A 17465-nucleotide genomic window follows, 5' to 3' on the forward strand; every position below is an offset into this window, starting at 1 on the left:
TGCTGTCAAAAAATATTGCCTGACGGTATGCTTGCACAAACAAGTCTTTCTCCTTCAGGCATGACCACACAGATGTTGATGGATATTCCCGTCAAGCCGCGCGTATTAATTGCAGACGATTCCCGCATCGTCCGAGCGACGCTGATCAAGCATATTGAAGGGATGTTCGATTTCCGGGAGGCCTTGGACGGGGAGCAGGCTTGGGAAACGTTGTTGCTCGACCCGAGCATCCGCGTGGTCATTACCGATCTCACCATGCCCAGACTTGATGGTTATGGCCTGTTGCAACGAATTCGCGGCTCAAGGATCAGCCGCATTCGAGACATACCGGTCGTCGTGGTCTCTGGGAGCGATGAATTTGAAGAGCGGGAACGAGCAAAGGCAGCCGGAGCCACGGACCTGATCACAAAGGGCATGGACACAGCGCAATTGTTATCCAGGCTCGACATCCTGGCAAAACTCGTTGCTACCCAACACGAGTTTGAGCGCAGCCTTGAAGCGCTCGTGAGTAGTGTTTCAGGCGGGGCTACAACACAGTTGCCTTCACCTGAGGTCCTTTACGCGCAGGCACAAACCCTGCTGGCGGGTGCCATCCAGAATAAGAAAAATTTTGTTCTTTTGAATGTCTGCGTCGGTCTGAAGCATATCGAACTTGAGGGAAGGGCAGCGGTTCCGCCAGCAAGTGTGATCGATGCAATCGGCCAGCTATTGCGCCGAACCATCCGGCAGACCGACCACGTGGCCAAGACCGGCGATGCCGAGTTTACGCTTGTCACTGGAAGCATCAATTTCGACGCCGCACATTCTTTTGCCCAGCGCATTTGCCTCGCAATTGCCGCAGCAAACCTGGTGAAGGACAGTCGAATGTCATTTATCGCGAGTTGCGGCATGGTTTCGCTCTGTAACGATGGCGCCACTGGGGCTGCAGGTGTCGCAGCCATGCGGGAAGACGCTCATCGGCGTGCCATCCTTGGACTAAACAACGGCATTACCGGAGTTATTGGCCGGGAAGAGGAGGATGCCTTCCACCCCGACCGAAAGTCTGTCTCGCCATCAGTTCTGAAAACTGGCGGAAATTCGGTATTGCCCGGCGATGTTCCCGATGTAATCACCATGGTGCGCTGGATCAAGGAAGGGCGCCAGGACCAAGTGGTGCCTCATCTGCAGCAGCTGCCCGGTGGGGTGCGTGCATTGGTCGAACTCGCATTGCAGCGCAGTAAGCACTAATCTCACTTCGATTTGCTGAATGCTCGCCTGAATATATTTCATGTCGGTTGTAGAGGCGCGAGCGTAGAATTTTTGCCTTCTCATTACGGAGGCACTATGCGGTCCAAACAGATTCTTTCACTCGACGACGTCAAGAAAATTGCCGCCGCAGCCGAGGCCGAAGCACGGGCGAACAGCTGGGAAGTCACGATTTCCATCGTCGATGACGGCGGGCAGTTGTTATGGTTGCAGCGGATGGATGGCGTGGCGCCGATTTCCGCAAGCATTGCTCCCGCGAAGGCGAAGACTGCGGCACTCGGGCGACGCGAAAGCAAGGCTTACGAAGACATGATCAACAACGGTCGTTTTTCCTTCATGTCTGCACCGGTCCTTGAGGGGATGCTCGAGGGCGGTGTGCCAATCATGGTCAATGGCGAATGCATTGGTGCCGTCGGTGTTTCTGGCGTTAAATCGACCGAGGATGCCCAAATTGCAAGGGTGGGGATTGCCGCATTGGGCGCTTAGAGTAATGCCAGCTGCGGCACGGTTAAGGCATTGTCGGCGACGGCTCGTCATGAGCCAGTTGAGCGACTTACCGAAAGCTTACAAGTTTGCAGGGTATAGATAATCTCGGCTATAATCTCGAGGTTTAACTAATTCAGCCCGCCGTAGCGCATACCCCTTCCATTTCGTCCCAAAAAGACCCACGACACCCAGCGCAAAGCCGTTTGGTCGGCGGTCGTTCTGGTGCGGCGCAGCGGCGGTAACCATCTCAGGAGTTACCCTTGCTGCCATTTTTTTCTGGCCAATCAGTTCCGGCCATCCTAGCGCTTGCAGACGGGTCGATTTTCCAGGGTTTTTCCATCGGTGCCCCCGGTCATACGATCGGCGAGGTCGTGTTCAACACGTCCATGACCGGCTACCAGGAAATCCTGACCGACCCCAGCTACAGCCGCCAAATCGTTACGCTCACTTATCCGCACATTGGCAACGTTGGCGTCAATGAAGAAGACGTTGAGGCGAGCAAAATTCACGCCGCCGGCCTGATCATCAAGGATCTGCCGCTGCTGGTATCGAACTTCCGCTCCAAGCAGAACCTCTCCGATTACCTGAAGGGCGAGAACGTCGTCGGCATCGCCGGCATCGATACACGCAAGCTGACCCGCATCCTGCGTGAAAAAGGCGCGCAGAACGGTGCAATCGTTGCAGGCGAGTCCGCAAATGCTGAGGAGGCGCTGGCGCTCGCACGCTCCTTCCCCGGGCTTGCAGGCATGGACCTGGCAAAGGTGGTGTCGACCACCAAATCTTACGTCTGGACCGAATCCGAATGGAAGCTGGGTAGCGGCTATGGCAAGCAGGAAAAGCCGAAATTCCACGTCGTTGCCTTCGACTACGGCGTCAAATACAACATCCTGCGCATGCTGGCCGAGCGTGGCTGCAAAGTGACCGTTCTTCCCGCTCAGGCGTCTGCTGCGGAAGCCCTTGCCCTGAACCCGGACGGCATTTTCCTGTCCAATGGGCCCGGCGACCCGGAGCCCTGCGACTACGCGATTGCCGCGTCCAAGGAATTGATCGAGCGCGGTATTCCCACCTTCGGCATCTGCCTCGGCCACCAGATCATGGCGCTGGCATCCGGCGCAAAGACGCTGAAGATGAAGTTCGGCCACCATGGCGCAAACCATCCGGTGCAAGACCTCGACACCAAGCAGGTAATGATCACCTCGCAGAACCACGGCTTCGCCGTCGATGCGGCAACACTGCCGTCCAACTGCCGGGTTACCCACGTCTCGCTGTTCGATGGTTCGCTGCAAGGTTTTGCGCGCACCGACAAGCCGGCGTTCTGCTTCCAGGGGCATCCGGAAGCATCGCCCGGCCCGAATGACATCGCCCCCCTGTTTGATCGCTTCGTGGCGATGATGGAGAAACACAAAAATGCCTAAGCGCACAGACATCAAAAGCATTCTGATCATTGGCGCCGGCCCGATCATCATCGGCCAGGCCTGCGAATTCGACTATTCCGGTGCGCAGGCATGCAAGGCGTTGCGTCAGGAAGGCTACAAGGTCATCCTCGTCAACAGCAATCCGGCGACCATCATGACCGACCCGGAGATGGCCGATGTGACCTACATCGAGCCGATCACCTGGCAAGTGGTGGAGCGCATCATCGACAAGGAACGTCCCGATGCGATCCTGCCGACCATGGGCGGCCAGACCGCGTTGAACTGCGCGCTCGATCTGCATCGTAACGGCGTCCTGACCAAGTACGGCTGCGAACTGATCGGTGCAACGCCTGAGGCGATCGACAAGGCGGAAGACCGCCAGAAGTTCAAGGAGGCGATGACCAAGATTGGTCTCGGTTCCGCACGTTCCGGCGTGGCACACACGATGGAAGAGTCGTGGGCTGTGCAGAAGGAAATCGGCTTCCCGGTCATCATCCGCCCGTCCTTCACCATGGGCGGAACCGGCGGCGGCATCGCCTACAACCCTGAAGAATTCGAAACCATCTGCAAGCGCGGCCTGGAAGCCTCGCCGACCTCCGAACTGCTGATCGAGGAATCCCTGATCGGCTGGAAAGAGTACGAGATGGAAGTTGTCCGCGACAAAAAGGACAACTGCATTATCGTCTGCTCGATCGAAAACCTCGACCCGATGGGCGTGCATACCGGCGACTCGATCACTGTTGCTCCGGCACAGACCCTGACGGACAAGGAATACCAGATCATGCGGAACGCATCGCTGGCGGTGCTGCGCGAAATCGGCGTCGATACTGGCGGTTCGAACGTCCAGTTCGCCGTCAATCCGGCGGACGGTCGAATGATCGTCATCGAGATGAACCCGCGCGTGTCGCGTTCGTCCGCGCTGGCATCGAAGGCAACCGGTTTTCCGATTGCGAAGGTTGCTGCCAAGCTGGCAGTCGGCTTCACGCTGGATGAGCTGCGCAACGAGATCACCGGTGGCGCAACGCCGGCATCGTTCGAGCCGAGCATCGACTATGTCGTGACCAAAGTTCCGCGTTTTGCGTTCGAGAAATTCCCGACTGCCGACAGCCACCTGACAACGCAGATGAAGTCGGTCGGCGAGGTAATGGCGATCGGCCGCACCTTCCAGGAATCCTTCCAGAAGGCGTTGCGCGGTCTCGAAGTCGGCGTCGACGGCATGAACGAAAAGACGACCGATCGCGAGACGATCGAAGAGCAACTGGGCGAGCCGGGGCCGGAACGTATCTGGTATGTGGGCGACGCGTTCGCACAAGGCTTTTCGCTGGAAGAAGTTCATCAGCTGACGCACATCGACCCGTGGTTCCTCGTCCAGATCAAAGAGATCGTCGACATCGAACTGTGGCTCGAGAAGCAGTCGATCAATGCGCTGGACAAGTCAACCCTGTTCAAGCTGAAGCAGAAAGGTTTCGCTGATCGTCGCCTGGCCAAGCTGCTGAAGACCACCGACAAGGCGATCCGTGATCTGCGTCGTGAACTTGGCGTGCGCCCGGTCTACAAGCGCGTGGATACCTGTGCCGCGGAATTTGCGACGAAGACGGCGTACATGTACTCGACCTATGACGAAGAGTGCGAATCGCAACCAACCAACAAGAAAAAGATCATGGTCCTCGGTGGCGGTCCGAACCGTATTGGCCAGGGCATCGAATTCGACTACTGCTGCGTGCACGCCGCGTTGGCAATGCGCGAAGATGGCTACGAAACGATCATGGTCAACTGCAACCCGGAAACGGTATCGACCGACTACGACACGTCCGACCGCCTGTACTTTGAGCCGCTGACGCTGGAAGACGTGCTGGAAATCGTCGACAAGGAAAAGCCGTACGGCGTGATTGTGCAGTACGGCGGCCAGACCCCGCTGAAACTCGCGCTCGACCTGGAGGCGAACGGTGTGCCGATTGTCGGCACTTCGCCGGACATGATCGACGCTGCGGAAGACCGCGAGCGCTTCCAGAAGCTGCTCCAGGACCTCGGCCTTCGTCAGCCGCCGAACCGTACGGCGCGTACAGAAGAAGAGGCGCTACGATTGGCGCAGGAAATCGGCTATCCGCTCGTGGTTCGCCCGTCGTATGTTCTCGGCGGCCGCGCGATGGAAATCGTGCACGAACAGCGTGACCTCGAGCGCTACATGCGCGAAGCGGTCAAAGTGTCCAACGATTCGCCAGTGCTGCTCGACCGATTCCTCAACGACGCGATCGAAGTCGACGTCGACTGCCTGTCCGACGGCCAGCGTACCTTTATCGGTGGCGTGATGGAGCATATCGAACAGGCGGGCGTTCATTCCGGCGATTCCGCCTGCTCCCTGCCGCCGTATTCGCTGTCTAAGGAAACGATCGATGAACTCAAGCGCCAGACCGCATTGATGGCCAAGGGGCTGAACGTGGTTGGCCTGATGAACGTGCAGTTTGCGATTCAGCAGCAGGAAGTGGATGGCAAGCTGCAGGACATCGTCTACGTGCTGGAAGTAAATCCTCGTGCTTCACGTACGGTTCCGTACGTGTCGAAGGCAACTGGACTGCAGCTGGCAAAGATTGCAGCTCGCTGCATGGTGGGGCAGTCTCTCGACGGTCAAGGAATCAAGAACGAAGTCGTTCCGCCGTACTACAGCGTGAAGGAAGCCGTATTCCCGTTCAACAAGTTCCCTGGTGTGGACACTATCCTCGGGCCGGAGATGAAGTCGACTGGCGAGGTCATGGGTGTTGGCAAGACCTTCGGCGAAGCTTTCGTCAAGTCGCAGCTCGGAGCCGGCGTAAAGTTGCCAAAGTCCGGCAAGGTCTTCCTTAGCGTCAAGAACAGCGACAAACCGCGCGCTGTTCAGGTAGCGAAAGATCTGGTTGAGCTCGGATTTACCTTGGTTGCGACCAAGGGGACGGCAGCTGCGATCAGTGCAGCGGGCATCCCGGTTACTGCGGTCAACAAGGTCGTGGAGGGTCGTCCGCATGTCGTGGATATGATCAAGAACAACGAGATTGTTTTGGTCATCAACACGGTCGAGGAAAAGCGGAACGCCATCCTTGATTCGCGCACGATCCGTACTTCGGCATTGTTGGCGCGGGCAACAACCTTCACTACCATCGCCGGGGCAGAAGCGGCCGTCGAAGGCATGCGTCATCTTGACGAGCTGCATGTCTACGATTTACAAGGCTTGCATAAGTCTTTACACTAAGCCGTACAGTAAAACTCCAGCCACAGAGGTCACAGACGATCCCGGGTAATCCCGGGGTTATTTGTGACCTCTGTGGTTTTCATTTCGTCTACAGAAAACTATGAGCACAGTTCCTATTACCAAGCATGGCGCAGAACTCCTGAAAGCGGAGTTGCAGCGTCTTAAGTCCAAAGATCGTCCGGCGGTGATCAATGCGATCGCCGAGGCGCGTGCACAGGGCGACTTGTCCGAAAACGCGGAGTACGATGCGGCCAAGGAACGGCAGAGCTTTATCGAGGGCCGAATCGCGGAACTCGAAGGCAAGTTAAGTGCTGCACAGATCATCGACCCGACTACCCTTGATGCGGAAGGCCGCATCGTGTTCGCGTCTACCGTTGACCTTGAGGATCTGGAATCCGGACAGAAGGTGACCTATCAGATCGTGGGTGAGGACGAGGCCGATCTCAAGGAAAAGAAGGTTTCCATCACCTCGCCGATCGCACGTGCCTTGATCGGCAAATATGCCGGTGATGTCGTGGAAGTGAACGCCCCGTCCGGCATTCGCGAATACGAAGTACTCGAAGTTCGTTATATCTGATCAGCCAGAAACATGGCGCGCGCACGCTTGCTCATCGCGACGTTGTGGGTAGGTAGCCTTTGGACAATCGGCTACCTCGTTGCGCCTACCTTGTTCTCCACATTGGACGACAGGGCACTTGCGGGAAGTATCGCAGGTAGCATGTTTCGCATCGAAGCATGGCTGTCTCTTTTCTGTGCGGCTGTCTTGCTTGTTACGAGCAGGAGTGCATCGACTGAGGCCGCAACAAAAAGTGTGAATTGGCTGGTGCTAGGAATGGTTGCATGCACCTTGCTAGGATATTTCGGATTGCAGCCGTTTATGGCGGACCTGCGTGCGTCTGCCGAGCAAGGCGGAGTAATGAACCCGGCACTGCGTACGCAATTCGGGGTCGTGCATGGAATTTCCAGCGCCTTCTACCTGATTCAGAGCATGCTCGGCGCAATCTTGATCTGGAAATGGCGCTGATGCAGAAGCGCCGGTGGCTTGGGTGGCTGGCCGGAGTACCCTCCCGTGATTGTCTTATTGCCCGGTCTGCCAAGGCCGAAGCGGAAGTTAGCGTCCCAAGGTGGACTTCTTGGGGCTTGTCTGACGCGGTTTTGCGCGTTTGATGTTGCCACCAGCGGTTACCCGCTCGTTCCCTTTCAATATGACTTTCTTGACCGTGGGGCGCTTGGTGCCGCTTGGGCTGGGTTTGACGATGGTTACTTCGCGAAGCCCCTTGCCGCGCTTGTCGCTGCGTTCCTTTGCAGTCTCTTTCCTGTGGCGATAGATGACGAGCAGCTTGCCGATGTGCTGAACGGGCGCTGCGCCGAGTTCCGAGCAGATCGATTCGTACATTGCAATGCGTGCTTCCCGGTCATCGCCAAAGACGCGGATTTTGATCAGGCCGTGCGCGTTCAGGCTGGCGTCGATTTCCTTCATGACGCTTGGTGTCAGGCCAGCCTCGCCGACGATGACTACGGGATTGAGCGCATGAGCGTCGGCACGAAGCGCACTACGTTCTGCGGGAGTCAGTTTCAACATGTTTAGTAATTCCTTAAAAGCGGTATTCTACGCGAATGGCAAAGAACAAATTCAACAAAAACTGGTTGCATGACCACATCAATGATCCTTATGTGAAGATGGCGCAGAAGGAGGGGTACAGGGCGCGCGCTGCTTACAAGCTGAAGGAGATCGATGAAGCCGAGAAGCTCATCAGGCCGGGACAGGTCATTGTCGACCTGGGATGTGCTCCGGGCAGCTGGTCTCAATATGTCCGCAACAAGCTGGCTGGACAGGCTGGCGGCGGCATCCACGGTACGGTCATCGGTCTTGACATGTTGCCGATGGAACCGATCGCGGACGTTGAATTCATTCAGGGAGACTTTCGAGAACAGGACGTGCTCGAGAAGTTGGCGGCAGTTCTCAATGGTCGCAAGGTTGATCTTGTTCTATCCGATATGGCGCCGAATCTGTCCGGCGTCGCGGTGACAGACGCGGCGCGGGTGGAGCATATCATTGATCTGGCGATAGAGTTTGCGCAAGCTCACATGAAACCTTCCGGCGCATTGCTCGTCAAATGTTTCAATGGAAGCGGCTACACACAGCTCGTCGAAAAATTCAGGCAGGAGTTCAAGGTTGTCACTCAAAAGAAGCCGAAGGCCAGCAGGGACAAATCTTCGGAAGTCTTCTTGCTCGGCAAAGTGCTCAAAAACCCTTCTTAATTACACATTAGATGCTTGGTAACCCTTGATTTCCGGCCGTTTGGCGGCAAATGCGGCCTAGCAAGCGCCGAGTATTGCGAGTAGAATCATTTTTGCAAGCTGTGTAAATGGGCGCGCCCGCGTCTAAGGAGTTCTAGTGAACAATATGTTTTCCAAAGCCGCCATCTGGGTGGTTATCGCGTTGGTGCTGTTTACCGTCTTCAAGCAATTCGACGGTCGCACACTGGCCGGTGGCGCGACGCCGATTCCTTATTCGGACTTCCTAGATGAAGTCAAGGCGAAGCAGATTCGCGAGGCGACCATTGAGGACCGCACTATTGTTGCTACAACGCAAGATGGAAAGCGAATCAAGACAGCTGTTACCTATCTCGATCGCGGGTTGATCGGGGATCTCGTCAATAACGGCGTCAAGTTTGACGTCAAGCAGCCTGAAGAGCAGTCGTTCCTCTCGCAAGTATTTATTTCCTGGTTCCCGATGCTGTTGCTGATCGGCGTCTGGATTTTCTTCATGCGTCAGATGCAGGGCGGCGGTAAAGGTGGAGCATTCTCCTTTGGCCGTTCCAAGGCGCGCATGCTCGATGAAGCGAGCAACACGGTGACCTTTGCTGACGTTGCTGGCTGTGATGAAGCGAAAGAAGAAGTGCAGGAGCTCGTCGATTTCCTGCGTGATCCGACAAAATTCCAGAAACTGGGCGGCCGTATCCCTCGTGGTGTTTTGATGGTTGGCCCACCGGGCACCGGTAAGACACTGCTTGCACGTGCAATTGCAGGCGAAGCAAAAGTGCCTTTTTTCACCATCTCCGGTTCCGACTTCGTTGAAATGTTTGTCGGTGTAGGTGCTTCCCGCGTACGTGACATGTTCGAAAACGCCAAGAAGCACTCCCCATGCATTATCTTCATCGATGAGATCGATGCAGTGGGTCGTCACCGTGGCGCTGGAATGGGTGGTGGCAATGACGAGCGTGAACAGACACTGAACCAGCTGCTCGTGGAGATGGATGGCTTCGAAGCCAATTCGGGCGTGATTGTCATCGCTGCCACAAACCGCGCTGACGTTCTGGACAAAGCGTTGTTGCGTCCAGGACGTTTTGATCGCCAAGTGATGGTTGGTCTGCCGGACATTCGCGGTCGTGAGCAAATTCTCTATGTGCACATGCGCAAGGTGCCGATTGCACCGGACGTGAAAGCCGATATTCTGGCACGCGGCACTCCGGGATTTTCGGGCGCGGACCTAGCGAACCTCGTGAACGAAGCGGCTTTGTTTGCTGCCCGCCGTAACAAGCGTCTGGTCGAAATGCAGGATTTCGAAGATGCAAAAGACAAGATCGTGATGGGGCCGGAACGCAAGTCCGCAGTGATGCGCGAAGAAGAGCGTCGAAATACCGCTTATCATGAATCTGGTCATGCCGTGGTTGCCAAGCTCCTGCCCAAGGCGGATCCGGTACATAAAGTCACGATCATGCCGCGTGGTTATGCATTGGGACTGACTTGGCAGTTGCCTGAGCATGATCGCGTGAACATGTACAAGGACAAGATGCTGGAAGAAATCGCGATTCTGTTCGGCGGTCGCATTGCAGAAGAACTCTTCATGCACCAGATGTCGACTGGAGCATCGAATGACTTCGAACGTGCAACGAAGCTTGCCCGTGCGATGGTCACCCGCTACGGGATGTCCGAAACAATGGGGACAATGGTCTATGAAGACAGTGAACAGGATGCGTATTTTGGCCGCATGACCGCCAAGACTGTGTCCGAGGCTACCCAGCAGAAGGTCGATAATGAAATCCGTCTGATCCTTGATGCGCAGTACGCACTGTCGCGCCAGTTGCTTGAGCAAAACCGTGACAAGGTCGAAATCATGGCGAAAGCGCTGCTCGAGTGGGAAACCCTCGATGCAGAACAAATCAACGATATCATGGAGGGTCGCGAGCCGCGTCCACCCAAGGCAGGCCTTCCGGCCAAGCGGTCAGCATCAGACAGCACGTCCGGTGGTGTTTCGCCGAACGCAACCGCACCTGCTTGAGCAATTGCGGGAAGGTAGTTGTTGATGAAGGGTGAGGAGAAATCCTCGCCCTTTTTGTTTGCATGTTTATATGAATGCTCAGTACTTCCAGTGCGGCCGTTATCGTTTGCCGCTGAATTCCCGGCCATTAGTAATGGGAATTCTGAACGTCACTCCGAACTCGTTTTCCGATGGCGGAAAGTTTCAATCACTTGATATTGCGTTGTCGCATGCCGAGCAAATGATTGCAGAAGGCGTCGACATTATCGACATAGGTGGTGAGTCCACACGTCCCGGAGTGCAACCCGTCCCGTTGGAAGAGGAATTGCGGCGCGTCATGCCAGTGCTGTACGCATTGCGTGATTGCGGAAAGCCTCTGTCAATCGATACATACAAGCCTGAAGTGATGCGCGAGGTAATCGCCGCTGGTGCCGACATGATTAACGACATCAACGGTTTCAGGGCCGATGGGGCGTTGAGTGCACTCAATGGGAGTGAGTGCGCGTTATGTATCATGCACATGCAGCGAGACCCCATGACCATGCAGCAGACGCCTGAATACCAGGATGTGACTGCGGAAGTGACCCGGTTTCTGCTTGAGCGGGTACGTGAGGTGCAAAAGCGGGGGATCGACCGTTCCCGCCTATGCATTGATCCCGGTTTTGGTTTTGGGAAAACACTGGAACATAATCTCACTTTGCTGAAAGACTTGGACAGGATTGCAGGGGAAATCGGACTGCCAGTGCTCGCAGGCTTGTCGCGCAAATCGATGATCGGCACGTTGACTGGCAAACTGGTTGAGCAGCGAATGGCGGGAAGTGTTGGCGCAGCGTTGGCTGCAGTCGCGCGCGGGGCAATGATTGTCCGGGTGCATGATGTTGCGGAAACAGTTGATGCGCTAAAAGTGTGGCATGCAGTCGAAAACAGTAATTAAGGGCAAAAAATGACGCGAAAATATTTTGGTACTGACGGCGTTCGGGGACGGGTGGGAACACTGCCGATTACGCCTGATCTTGTGATGAAGTTAGGCTATGCAGCGGGGAAGGTGCTTGCCCAAGCGGAAACGAGTAGTACCAAGCCGACAGTCCTGATTGGCAAGGACACGCGTATCTCAGGATATATGCTGGAAGCGGCGCTTGAGGCCGGATTTGCAGCAGCAGGCGTCGATGTCATGCTGGCTGGCCCGGTCCCCACGCCAGCAGTTGCTTACCTGACGCGGGCACTTCGACTTTCCGCAGGCGTGGTGATATCGGCCTCGCACAATCCCTATGAAGATAACGGCATTAAGTTTTTCTCCGCCTCGGGCAATAAGCTGCCTGACGCGGTTGAGGCTGCAATTGAAGCGGCGTTGGACGCGCCGATCGAATGCGTCCCCTCCGAAAGGCTTGGCAAGGCAAAGCGCTTGAACGACGCGCAGGGCCGTTACATCGAGTTTTGCAAAAGCACGTTCCCCACCGAGCTCGATCTGCGCGGCTTGAAGGTAGTGGTTGACTGCGCACATGGGGCGGCGTACCACATCGCACCTGACGTTTTCCATGAACTTGGTGCGGATGTCATTGCTATCGGCAATCAGCCGAATGGATTGAATATCAATGACGGTGTCGGTGCGACTGCGCCCAAGGCACTTTCCGAGGCCGTGAGGGAACATAACGCCGACCTTGGCATTGCACTTGACGGCGATGCGGACCGACTGATCATGGTTGACGCCAGTGGCCGCATCTATAACGGCGATGAGCTTCTCTATGTCATCGTCAAGGATCGCATGGCGAATTCGCCTATTCAGGGTGTCGTCGGTACCCTAATGACCAACATGGCCCTGGAAGTCGCGTTCAAACAGATGGGTATCGGCTTCTTGCGAGCGAAAGTCGGTGATCGGTATGTCCTGGAAGTATTGCAGGAGCGCAGCTGGCTGATTGGCGGCGAGGGCTCGGGGCATCTGCTGGTCCTCGACAAGCATACGACGGGGGATGGCATCGTTTCGGCGCTCCAGGTCTTGTCAGCCTTGAAGCGCAATGGCAAGAGCCTGGCGGAGGCGACGGCGGAGCTCGCACTGTTTCCTCAGACCCTGGTGAACGTGAAGGTGTCTCCGGGCTTTGACTGGCAAAAGAATATGGCGGTCGTCGCCGAAAAGGAAGTCGTCGAAGCTGAACTTGGTGACAGTGGCCGCGTGCTGATTCGAGCTTCAGGTACCGAACCTCTGGTGCGTGTCATGGTAGAGGCGCGGAATGCAGAGATCGCTGCGAAAATGGCGCGCAGGATCGCGGACAAGGTGGCAGCGTAATCATTCCGGCTACGGTGCGAAGACGGCATTCCCCCGCTCCGTTGTGACTGAAATGCGGAATTTTACCGGGGCTAGCTGTAATAATTTGACCAGTGCGTCCCGTCCCGGTATGATGCTCGCTTCTCGGGGCGTAGCGCAGCCTGGTAGCGCACCTGATTTGGGATCAGGTGGTCGGACGTTCGAATCGTCTCGCCCCGACCAGGACTTTACAGAGCAAAGGGTTGCAGAGATGCAGCCCTTTTTCTTTTTCACGTCGCCATTGTAATGAACTGAACAATGGCTGATTGCACTTCCTGCTTCCATGACGCATCTCGTCCGCGATGAAAATTTCGCTGGCTCGAGAGGCTGCTTGAGAGTTGTAGTGAACGCCCCCGACTTGAACAAAGAAGAGCACTTGTTGTAGGCAACGTACGACAAGCATCTATGCCCGGTACATCGGTTCTCATCGGGCAGCGCAGGATGTTTGCGAACAGCCGCTGAGTGTTCGACCGTTCGGCTTTGCCGACGGATTCCTTCTTGGTGGTGAGGTCGCATTGCTGTGGTTTTCAAATCCTGATGCTGTTGTTAACTAGGCTCAGCAACAGACATTGAAACAGCGCGTTATTAGATGTAATATCCGCAAGCCGCGCTTAACCCGGCAAGCCCAAGGTAAGCAACATCGGATGGCGTAGTTCGATCCATTCCGCCTCTTCTCATTGATTCACTCACTGCCCATAGCTCAGCTGGATAGAGCAACGGCCTTCTAAGCCGTAGGTCGCAGGTTCGACTCCTGCTGGGCAGGCCACATTCCACGTCATTAGTTCTCGGAATCATCGCCCGCCATGGCTCGCAAGCGAGTTTCGTTCGGAACTCCTGTGTCCCTTGTTTCGACAGATGATCGCGTCAAGGGACGACGAAACCTACAGCGGTTGATGAAAATGCCAAGCGACCCGCATTGCATTCCATCAGCCAGCGCAGCGTCTCCTCTGACGATTCCATTTGCGCTCATCTAAAGAAGAATCAGGTTTATCGGAATCAGCTTCTATGTGTCTGCTTTTATATATCTGGGCTTGATCGTTCCCCTAGCCGCTCATCCATCGATTGTCAAAAGTCAATAACGGAAAACGCCATTGACCTACGCTTGCACTTGAGCGTCATTGCGGCACCGTATCTATTTCTTCTACTGGCTCGGCACTAAACGCAGACGGGCATAAATTGCAAATTGCTCCGGAGAGCCAATAAACAACTTGTTTGCGCTAAACCGACAATGAATCGAAAAACTGGATATGAAATGCATAGCAAGCAACGGAACAATCGAAATTCCATACTTATTTTCTAATTGGCGCGCAAGTACATTAGTAGGGCGTTGCCGCTGAGCGCGAATCGGTTGATTGAAGAATTCCAGTTGCCGACAGCTGCGCCAGTCCTGTCGAAGGCAATAGCTATACATGCCTTCCTCCCGCCACATGAAGTCGGCCTTCAAGAGTCGACACGAGCTGGAGGAATGCGATGTGCCGGTTTGACTCCACCACTTTTCCATTCAATAGACAGATGAATCAACCAATCCTGCAAGTTCAGCAAAATATTGAAGACGAGAAAGCGATCGATCTGACGAAGTATCTCGGCTTTTTCTCGGACAACCGATGGCTGATCCTGAGCGTCGCCTTCGTCGTCACCTTGCTGGGTTTCGCTTATGCGCTGGTGGCCACACCAATCTACCGGGCCAATATCCTGATCAAGGTCGAAGATGGAAGTGCCCGGCCAAGGAACATGCCGGGTGACCTGTCGGCCCCGGACGCGACGCAAGACATCAAGACGGCCGTTGCGTCGGAAATGGAAGTCCTGCGTTCACGCGCAGTCGTGTCCCGTGCGGTTGACAGCGGCCGATTCTATATTCAAGTTGAGCCGAAGTACTTTCCCGGCTTCGGCGCATGGATGGCGCGCCGGAACAAGGGGCTCTCTGATCCGGGAATACTCGGGTACGGCGGTTATGCATGGGGAACGGAGCAGGCAAAGGTTTCTGTTTTCAATGTGCCTGAAGCGCTGGAAGGGCAGCCGTTTGTGCTTGTTGCGGAAGAAGGCGGTGCGTATAGCCTGAAGCACGAAGAGCAGGAAATTGAAATCCGCGGCCGCGTCGGTGAAGTGCTAAAAACACCGATCGGAGACGGTGAAATCGAACTGCTCGTTGACCAACTTCATGCAAACCCCGGTGCGCACTTTGCGTTGACGCGTTCGCCGAGGCTTGAAACGATTGAAAGACTCCAGGAGGCATTGAACATTTCCGAGCGCGGAAAGCAATCGGGAATTATCGACGTTTCGTTGGAAGGACCGAATGCGAAGCATACGACCGCAGTGCTGAATGAAATCGGCCGGGAGTACATCCGCCAGAACGTCGATACCAAGACGGAGGAGGCTGAAAAAACGCTCGCCTTCCTCAATACCCAGCTGCCAGAACTCAAACAGGAACTCGAAAAGGCAGAGTCGAAGTACAACCAGCTCCGCAACACACGCGGCACTGTCGATCTTGGCGAAGAAGCGAAGTCGGTATTGCAGCAGTCACTAGGTACGCAGACACGTATGCTGGAACTGAAGCAGAAACGGGAAGAATTGCTGACGCGCTTTCAACCGGAGCATCCGTCGGTTCAAGCAATCGATCAGCAAATGCGCGAGCTGCGACGTGAGTTGAGTAGTGTCGACAGCAAGATCAAGAAGCTCCCTGACGTTGAGCAGAACGTACTTCGCCTCAGTCGTGATGTGAAGATCAACACAGAGCTGTATACCGCCTTGCTCAGCGCAGCGCAGCAGCTGCGTCTGGCGACGGAAAGCAATATTGGTACGGTTCGCTTGCTGGATAAGGCGGTTACGCCGATTAAACCCGTCAAGCCCAAGCGGACGATCCTTGTCGTGCTGTCGAGCCTGGTGGGACTCGTGCTCGGTGTGATCGTTGCGTTCGCAAGAAAGATGGTCTACGGCCGAATCGATGCTCCGCATGAGGTGGAACAGTTGCTCGGCCTGCCTGTCACGGCGACGATTCCGCATAGCCCGAGCCAGGCGCTGCTGGACGCGCGGCCGCAGAGCGACAAGAAGGCTGCGTCCATGCTTCCGCTCGACGTGCCGTCGGATGGAACTGTCGAGAGCTTGCGGCGTTTCCGCACTTCGTTGCAGTTTGCAATGCTGGAGGCGAAGAACAATATCGTCATGATCGCCGGCCCCACGCCTGGCGTCGGCAAATCCTTTGTCTCCGCAAATTTCGCGGCGGTGCTTGCCTCGATCGGGAAAAAGGTTCTGCTGATCGATGGCGACCTGCGCTCGGGACATTTGCATCGCTATTTCGGTCTTGACCGAAGGGCGGGGCTGGCGGATGTCATTACAGGAAAAGTCATGTTCGGTCAGGCAATCCAGAAAGGCGTCGCGGAGAATGTCGATTTTCTTTCGACCGGCGAGCTGCCGCGCAAGCCGGCAGAGCTCCTTGCCCATGAAAACTTTGGAAAGCTGCTCGAGCTTTTGTCGACCCGCTACGACTATATTTTGATCGACACTGCCCCCGTCCTTGCAGTCTCAGATGCCTTGGCGGTTGCTTCGCACGCAGGCGCAATCTTCAATGTCGTGCGTGGAGGTATAAGCACCGCCGGGGAGATTGAAGAGGCGGTGAAGCGGCTCAATCAGGCCGGCCATACGGTCACCGGGGTCGTCTTCAACGATGCCAAGCAGCGCGCTACGCGCTACGAATACGGTGGCGCTTACGGCCGCTATGCTGAGGCAGCAGGTAGGGCGTAGCGGAGGGGATGAGAATGAGACTTGTAGCTTAACTCTTCTTGATATCTGTCGTTAGGCGGGCGCCATGTCTATGACATGGCGCCCGTTTCATTTGTGGACCTGGTTTCCTCCGCATGAAAAAATTTTCACGTTCCTGGTTTTGCTCGATGTCCGCAGCATGTTGGTGAGCAGCTGAGACTTGATTTGCTTCGATCGAATCCTGTGATCGCATTGAAGTGCATATCAACTACTCACACGTGCAGCTTCTACGAGAGCAAGGCGCGCGGAATGACGTACAGAGTTTTTCCGCGTGGATTCAATTAATCGTGCAATCAACGGCTGCATACATTTGTGGTGCATCAAGAGAATGGATTGTGCTCCCCGGAGTGAAAACGCTGAAAACGCATCCAGTCCCCCTTTGTTTGCGCTAATCGGTCAATCAATAAAAAAAACGAATTGAATGGGCGCGCTTTTCAAAAAAACGATCGAAATTTCGTACTTATCTTTTAGGGCTCATCTAGATAGAGTTATACCGACTACGGCATAGGGCGTCGTCATGTTTCAAAGCGTATTAATTCATCCATTAAGTCGAATGCGAAACAACACAGTCATTAGTCATTGGCATCGAAGCCCGCAGCCTGTAGCCGGTTATGGACAAGATAATCAACATGGTGCAGCTGACGTGACTGCTGTACATGCTCAACGGAAAAGAAGTCGAATCGTCACGTCCTTTCTCGAACGACTTGTGCGGCGGCTTGCGCAGGTTACTTCTCCATCATGCCCTGCGCAATATAGGGAATCGGAACAATCTCCTTT

12 protein-coding genes and 2 tRNA genes are annotated in these 17465 nt (G+C 55.4%); 13 read left to right on the plus strand and 1 reads right to left on the minus strand.

Annotated elements, in window-relative coordinates; genetic code table 11:
• Window positions 1–78: 78 nt before the first annotated feature.
• From ACYVIA_RS09690 to ACYVIA_RS09715, 6 genes are all read left to right on the plus strand, one after another.
• The gene (locus tag ACYVIA_RS09690) at window positions 79–1227 is read left to right on the plus strand and encodes a response regulator (RefSeq protein ID WP_460840233.1); all 1149 of its coding nucleotides are present in this window, start codon (window positions 79–81) and stop codon (window positions 1225–1227) included.
• Between the two features lie 96 nt (window positions 1228–1323).
• Window positions 1324–1731 carry a GlcG/HbpS family heme-binding protein gene (locus ACYVIA_RS09695; RefSeq protein WP_460840234.1) on the plus strand — a complete coding sequence of 136 codons (408 nt, stop codon included), beginning with the start codon at window positions 1324–1326 and terminating at the stop codon, window positions 1729–1731.
• Window positions 1732–1991: 260 nt separating this feature from the next.
• A complete protein-coding gene (gene carA, locus ACYVIA_RS09700; protein WP_460840236.1) occupies window positions 1992–3146 on the plus strand; it encodes a glutamine-hydrolyzing carbamoyl-phosphate synthase small subunit in 1155 nt (384 codons plus the stop codon).
• A complete protein-coding gene (gene carB / locus ACYVIA_RS09705) occupies window positions 3139–6369 on the plus strand; it encodes a carbamoyl-phosphate synthase large subunit (RefSeq protein WP_460840237.1) in 3231 nt (1076 codons plus the stop codon). Before carA ends, carB begins: the two co-directional genes overlap by 8 nt.
• A 100-nt stretch (window positions 6370–6469) precedes the next feature.
• Window positions 6470–6946, plus strand: a complete 477-nt coding sequence (greA, locus tag ACYVIA_RS09710) for a transcription elongation factor GreA (protein ID WP_460840239.1) — start codon at window positions 6470–6472, stop codon at window positions 6944–6946.
• A gap of 12 nt (window positions 6947–6958) precedes the next feature.
• Window positions 6959–7393, plus strand: coding sequence for a DUF4149 domain-containing protein (locus ACYVIA_RS09715; RefSeq protein ID WP_460840240.1), 435 nt, complete (start codon window positions 6959–6961; stop codon window positions 7391–7393).
• Between the two features lie 87 nt (window positions 7394–7480).
• Here ACYVIA_RS09715 and ACYVIA_RS09720 read toward each other — a convergent pair whose 3' ends face one another.
• Window positions 7481–7951 carry a YhbY family RNA-binding protein gene (locus ACYVIA_RS09720; RefSeq protein ID WP_460840242.1) on the minus strand — a complete coding sequence of 157 codons (471 nt, stop codon included), beginning with the start codon at window positions 7949–7951 and terminating at the stop codon, window positions 7481–7483.
• Window positions 7952–7986: 35 nt separating this feature from the next.
• On the opposite strand from ACYVIA_RS09720, the gene ACYVIA_RS09725 reads away from it, so the two are divergent.
• From ACYVIA_RS09725 to ACYVIA_RS09755, 7 genes are all read left to right on the plus strand, one after another.
• Window positions 7987–8631 (plus strand): RlmE family RNA methyltransferase, encoded by a 645-nt coding sequence (locus ACYVIA_RS09725; RefSeq protein ID WP_460840244.1) that lies wholly within the window; start codon window positions 7987–7989, stop codon window positions 8629–8631.
• 136 nt (window positions 8632–8767) lie between these two features.
• Window positions 8768–10654: an ATP-dependent zinc metalloprotease FtsH gene (ftsH, locus tag ACYVIA_RS09730; protein ID WP_460840246.1), complete on the plus strand. Its 1887-nt coding sequence runs from the start codon at window positions 8768–8770 to the stop codon at window positions 10652–10654.
• Between the two features lie 70 nt (window positions 10655–10724).
• Complete coding sequence (folP, locus tag ACYVIA_RS09735; RefSeq protein ID WP_460840248.1) at window positions 10725–11567, plus strand: dihydropteroate synthase; 843 nt, start codon at window positions 10725–10727, stop codon at window positions 11565–11567.
• Between the two features lie 9 nt (window positions 11568–11576).
• A complete protein-coding gene (gene glmM / locus ACYVIA_RS09740; protein WP_460840249.1) occupies window positions 11577–12914 on the plus strand; it encodes a phosphoglucosamine mutase in 1338 nt (445 codons plus the stop codon).
• A gap of 124 nt (window positions 12915–13038) precedes the next feature.
• Window positions 13039–13115, plus strand: a tRNA-Pro gene (locus ACYVIA_RS09745).
• A gap of 506 nt (window positions 13116–13621) precedes the next feature.
• Window positions 13622–13698 (plus strand) — tRNA-Arg (locus ACYVIA_RS09750).
• Window positions 13699–14444: 746 nt separating this feature from the next.
• Window positions 14445–16670 carry a polysaccharide biosynthesis tyrosine autokinase gene (locus ACYVIA_RS09755; protein ID WP_460840251.1) on the plus strand — a complete coding sequence of 742 codons (2226 nt, stop codon included), beginning with the start codon at window positions 14445–14447 and terminating at the stop codon, window positions 16668–16670.
• Window positions 16671–17465: the final 795 nt, after the last annotated feature.

The sequence above is a fragment of the Noviherbaspirillum agri genome (genome assembly GCF_054780595.1).

What these genes read in the sequence shown, in the direction of transcription:
- glmM (WP_460840249.1), top strand. Translation starts at nt 11,577, where the DNA reads ATGACGCGAAAATATTTTGGTACTGACGGCGTTCGGGGACGGGTGGGA.
- carB (WP_460840237.1), top strand. Translation starts at nt 3,139, where the DNA reads ATGCCTAAGCGCACAGACATCAAAAGCATTCTGATCATTGGCGCCGGC.
- ACYVIA_RS09725 (WP_460840244.1), top strand. Translation starts at nt 7,987, where the DNA reads ATGGCAAAGAACAAATTCAACAAAAACTGGTTGCATGACCACATCAAT.
- folP (WP_460840248.1), top strand. Translation starts at nt 10,725, where the DNA reads ATGAATGCTCAGTACTTCCAGTGCGGCCGTTATCGTTTGCCGCTGAAT.
- ACYVIA_RS09720 (WP_460840242.1), bottom strand. Translation starts at nt 7,951, where the DNA reads ATGTTGAAACTGACTCCCGCAGAACGTAGTGCGCTTCGTGCCGACGCT.
- ACYVIA_RS09715 (WP_460840240.1), top strand. Translation starts at nt 6,959, where the DNA reads ATGGCGCGCGCACGCTTGCTCATCGCGACGTTGTGGGTAGGTAGCCTT.
- ACYVIA_RS09755 (WP_460840251.1), top strand. Translation starts at nt 14,445, where the DNA reads ATGAATCAACCAATCCTGCAAGTTCAGCAAAATATTGAAGACGAGAAA.
- ACYVIA_RS09695 (WP_460840234.1), top strand. Translation starts at nt 1,324, where the DNA reads ATGCGGTCCAAACAGATTCTTTCACTCGACGACGTCAAGAAAATTGCC.
- ACYVIA_RS09690 (WP_460840233.1), top strand. Translation starts at nt 79, where the DNA reads ATGGATATTCCCGTCAAGCCGCGCGTATTAATTGCAGACGATTCCCGC.
- greA (WP_460840239.1), top strand. Translation starts at nt 6,470, where the DNA reads ATGAGCACAGTTCCTATTACCAAGCATGGCGCAGAACTCCTGAAAGCG.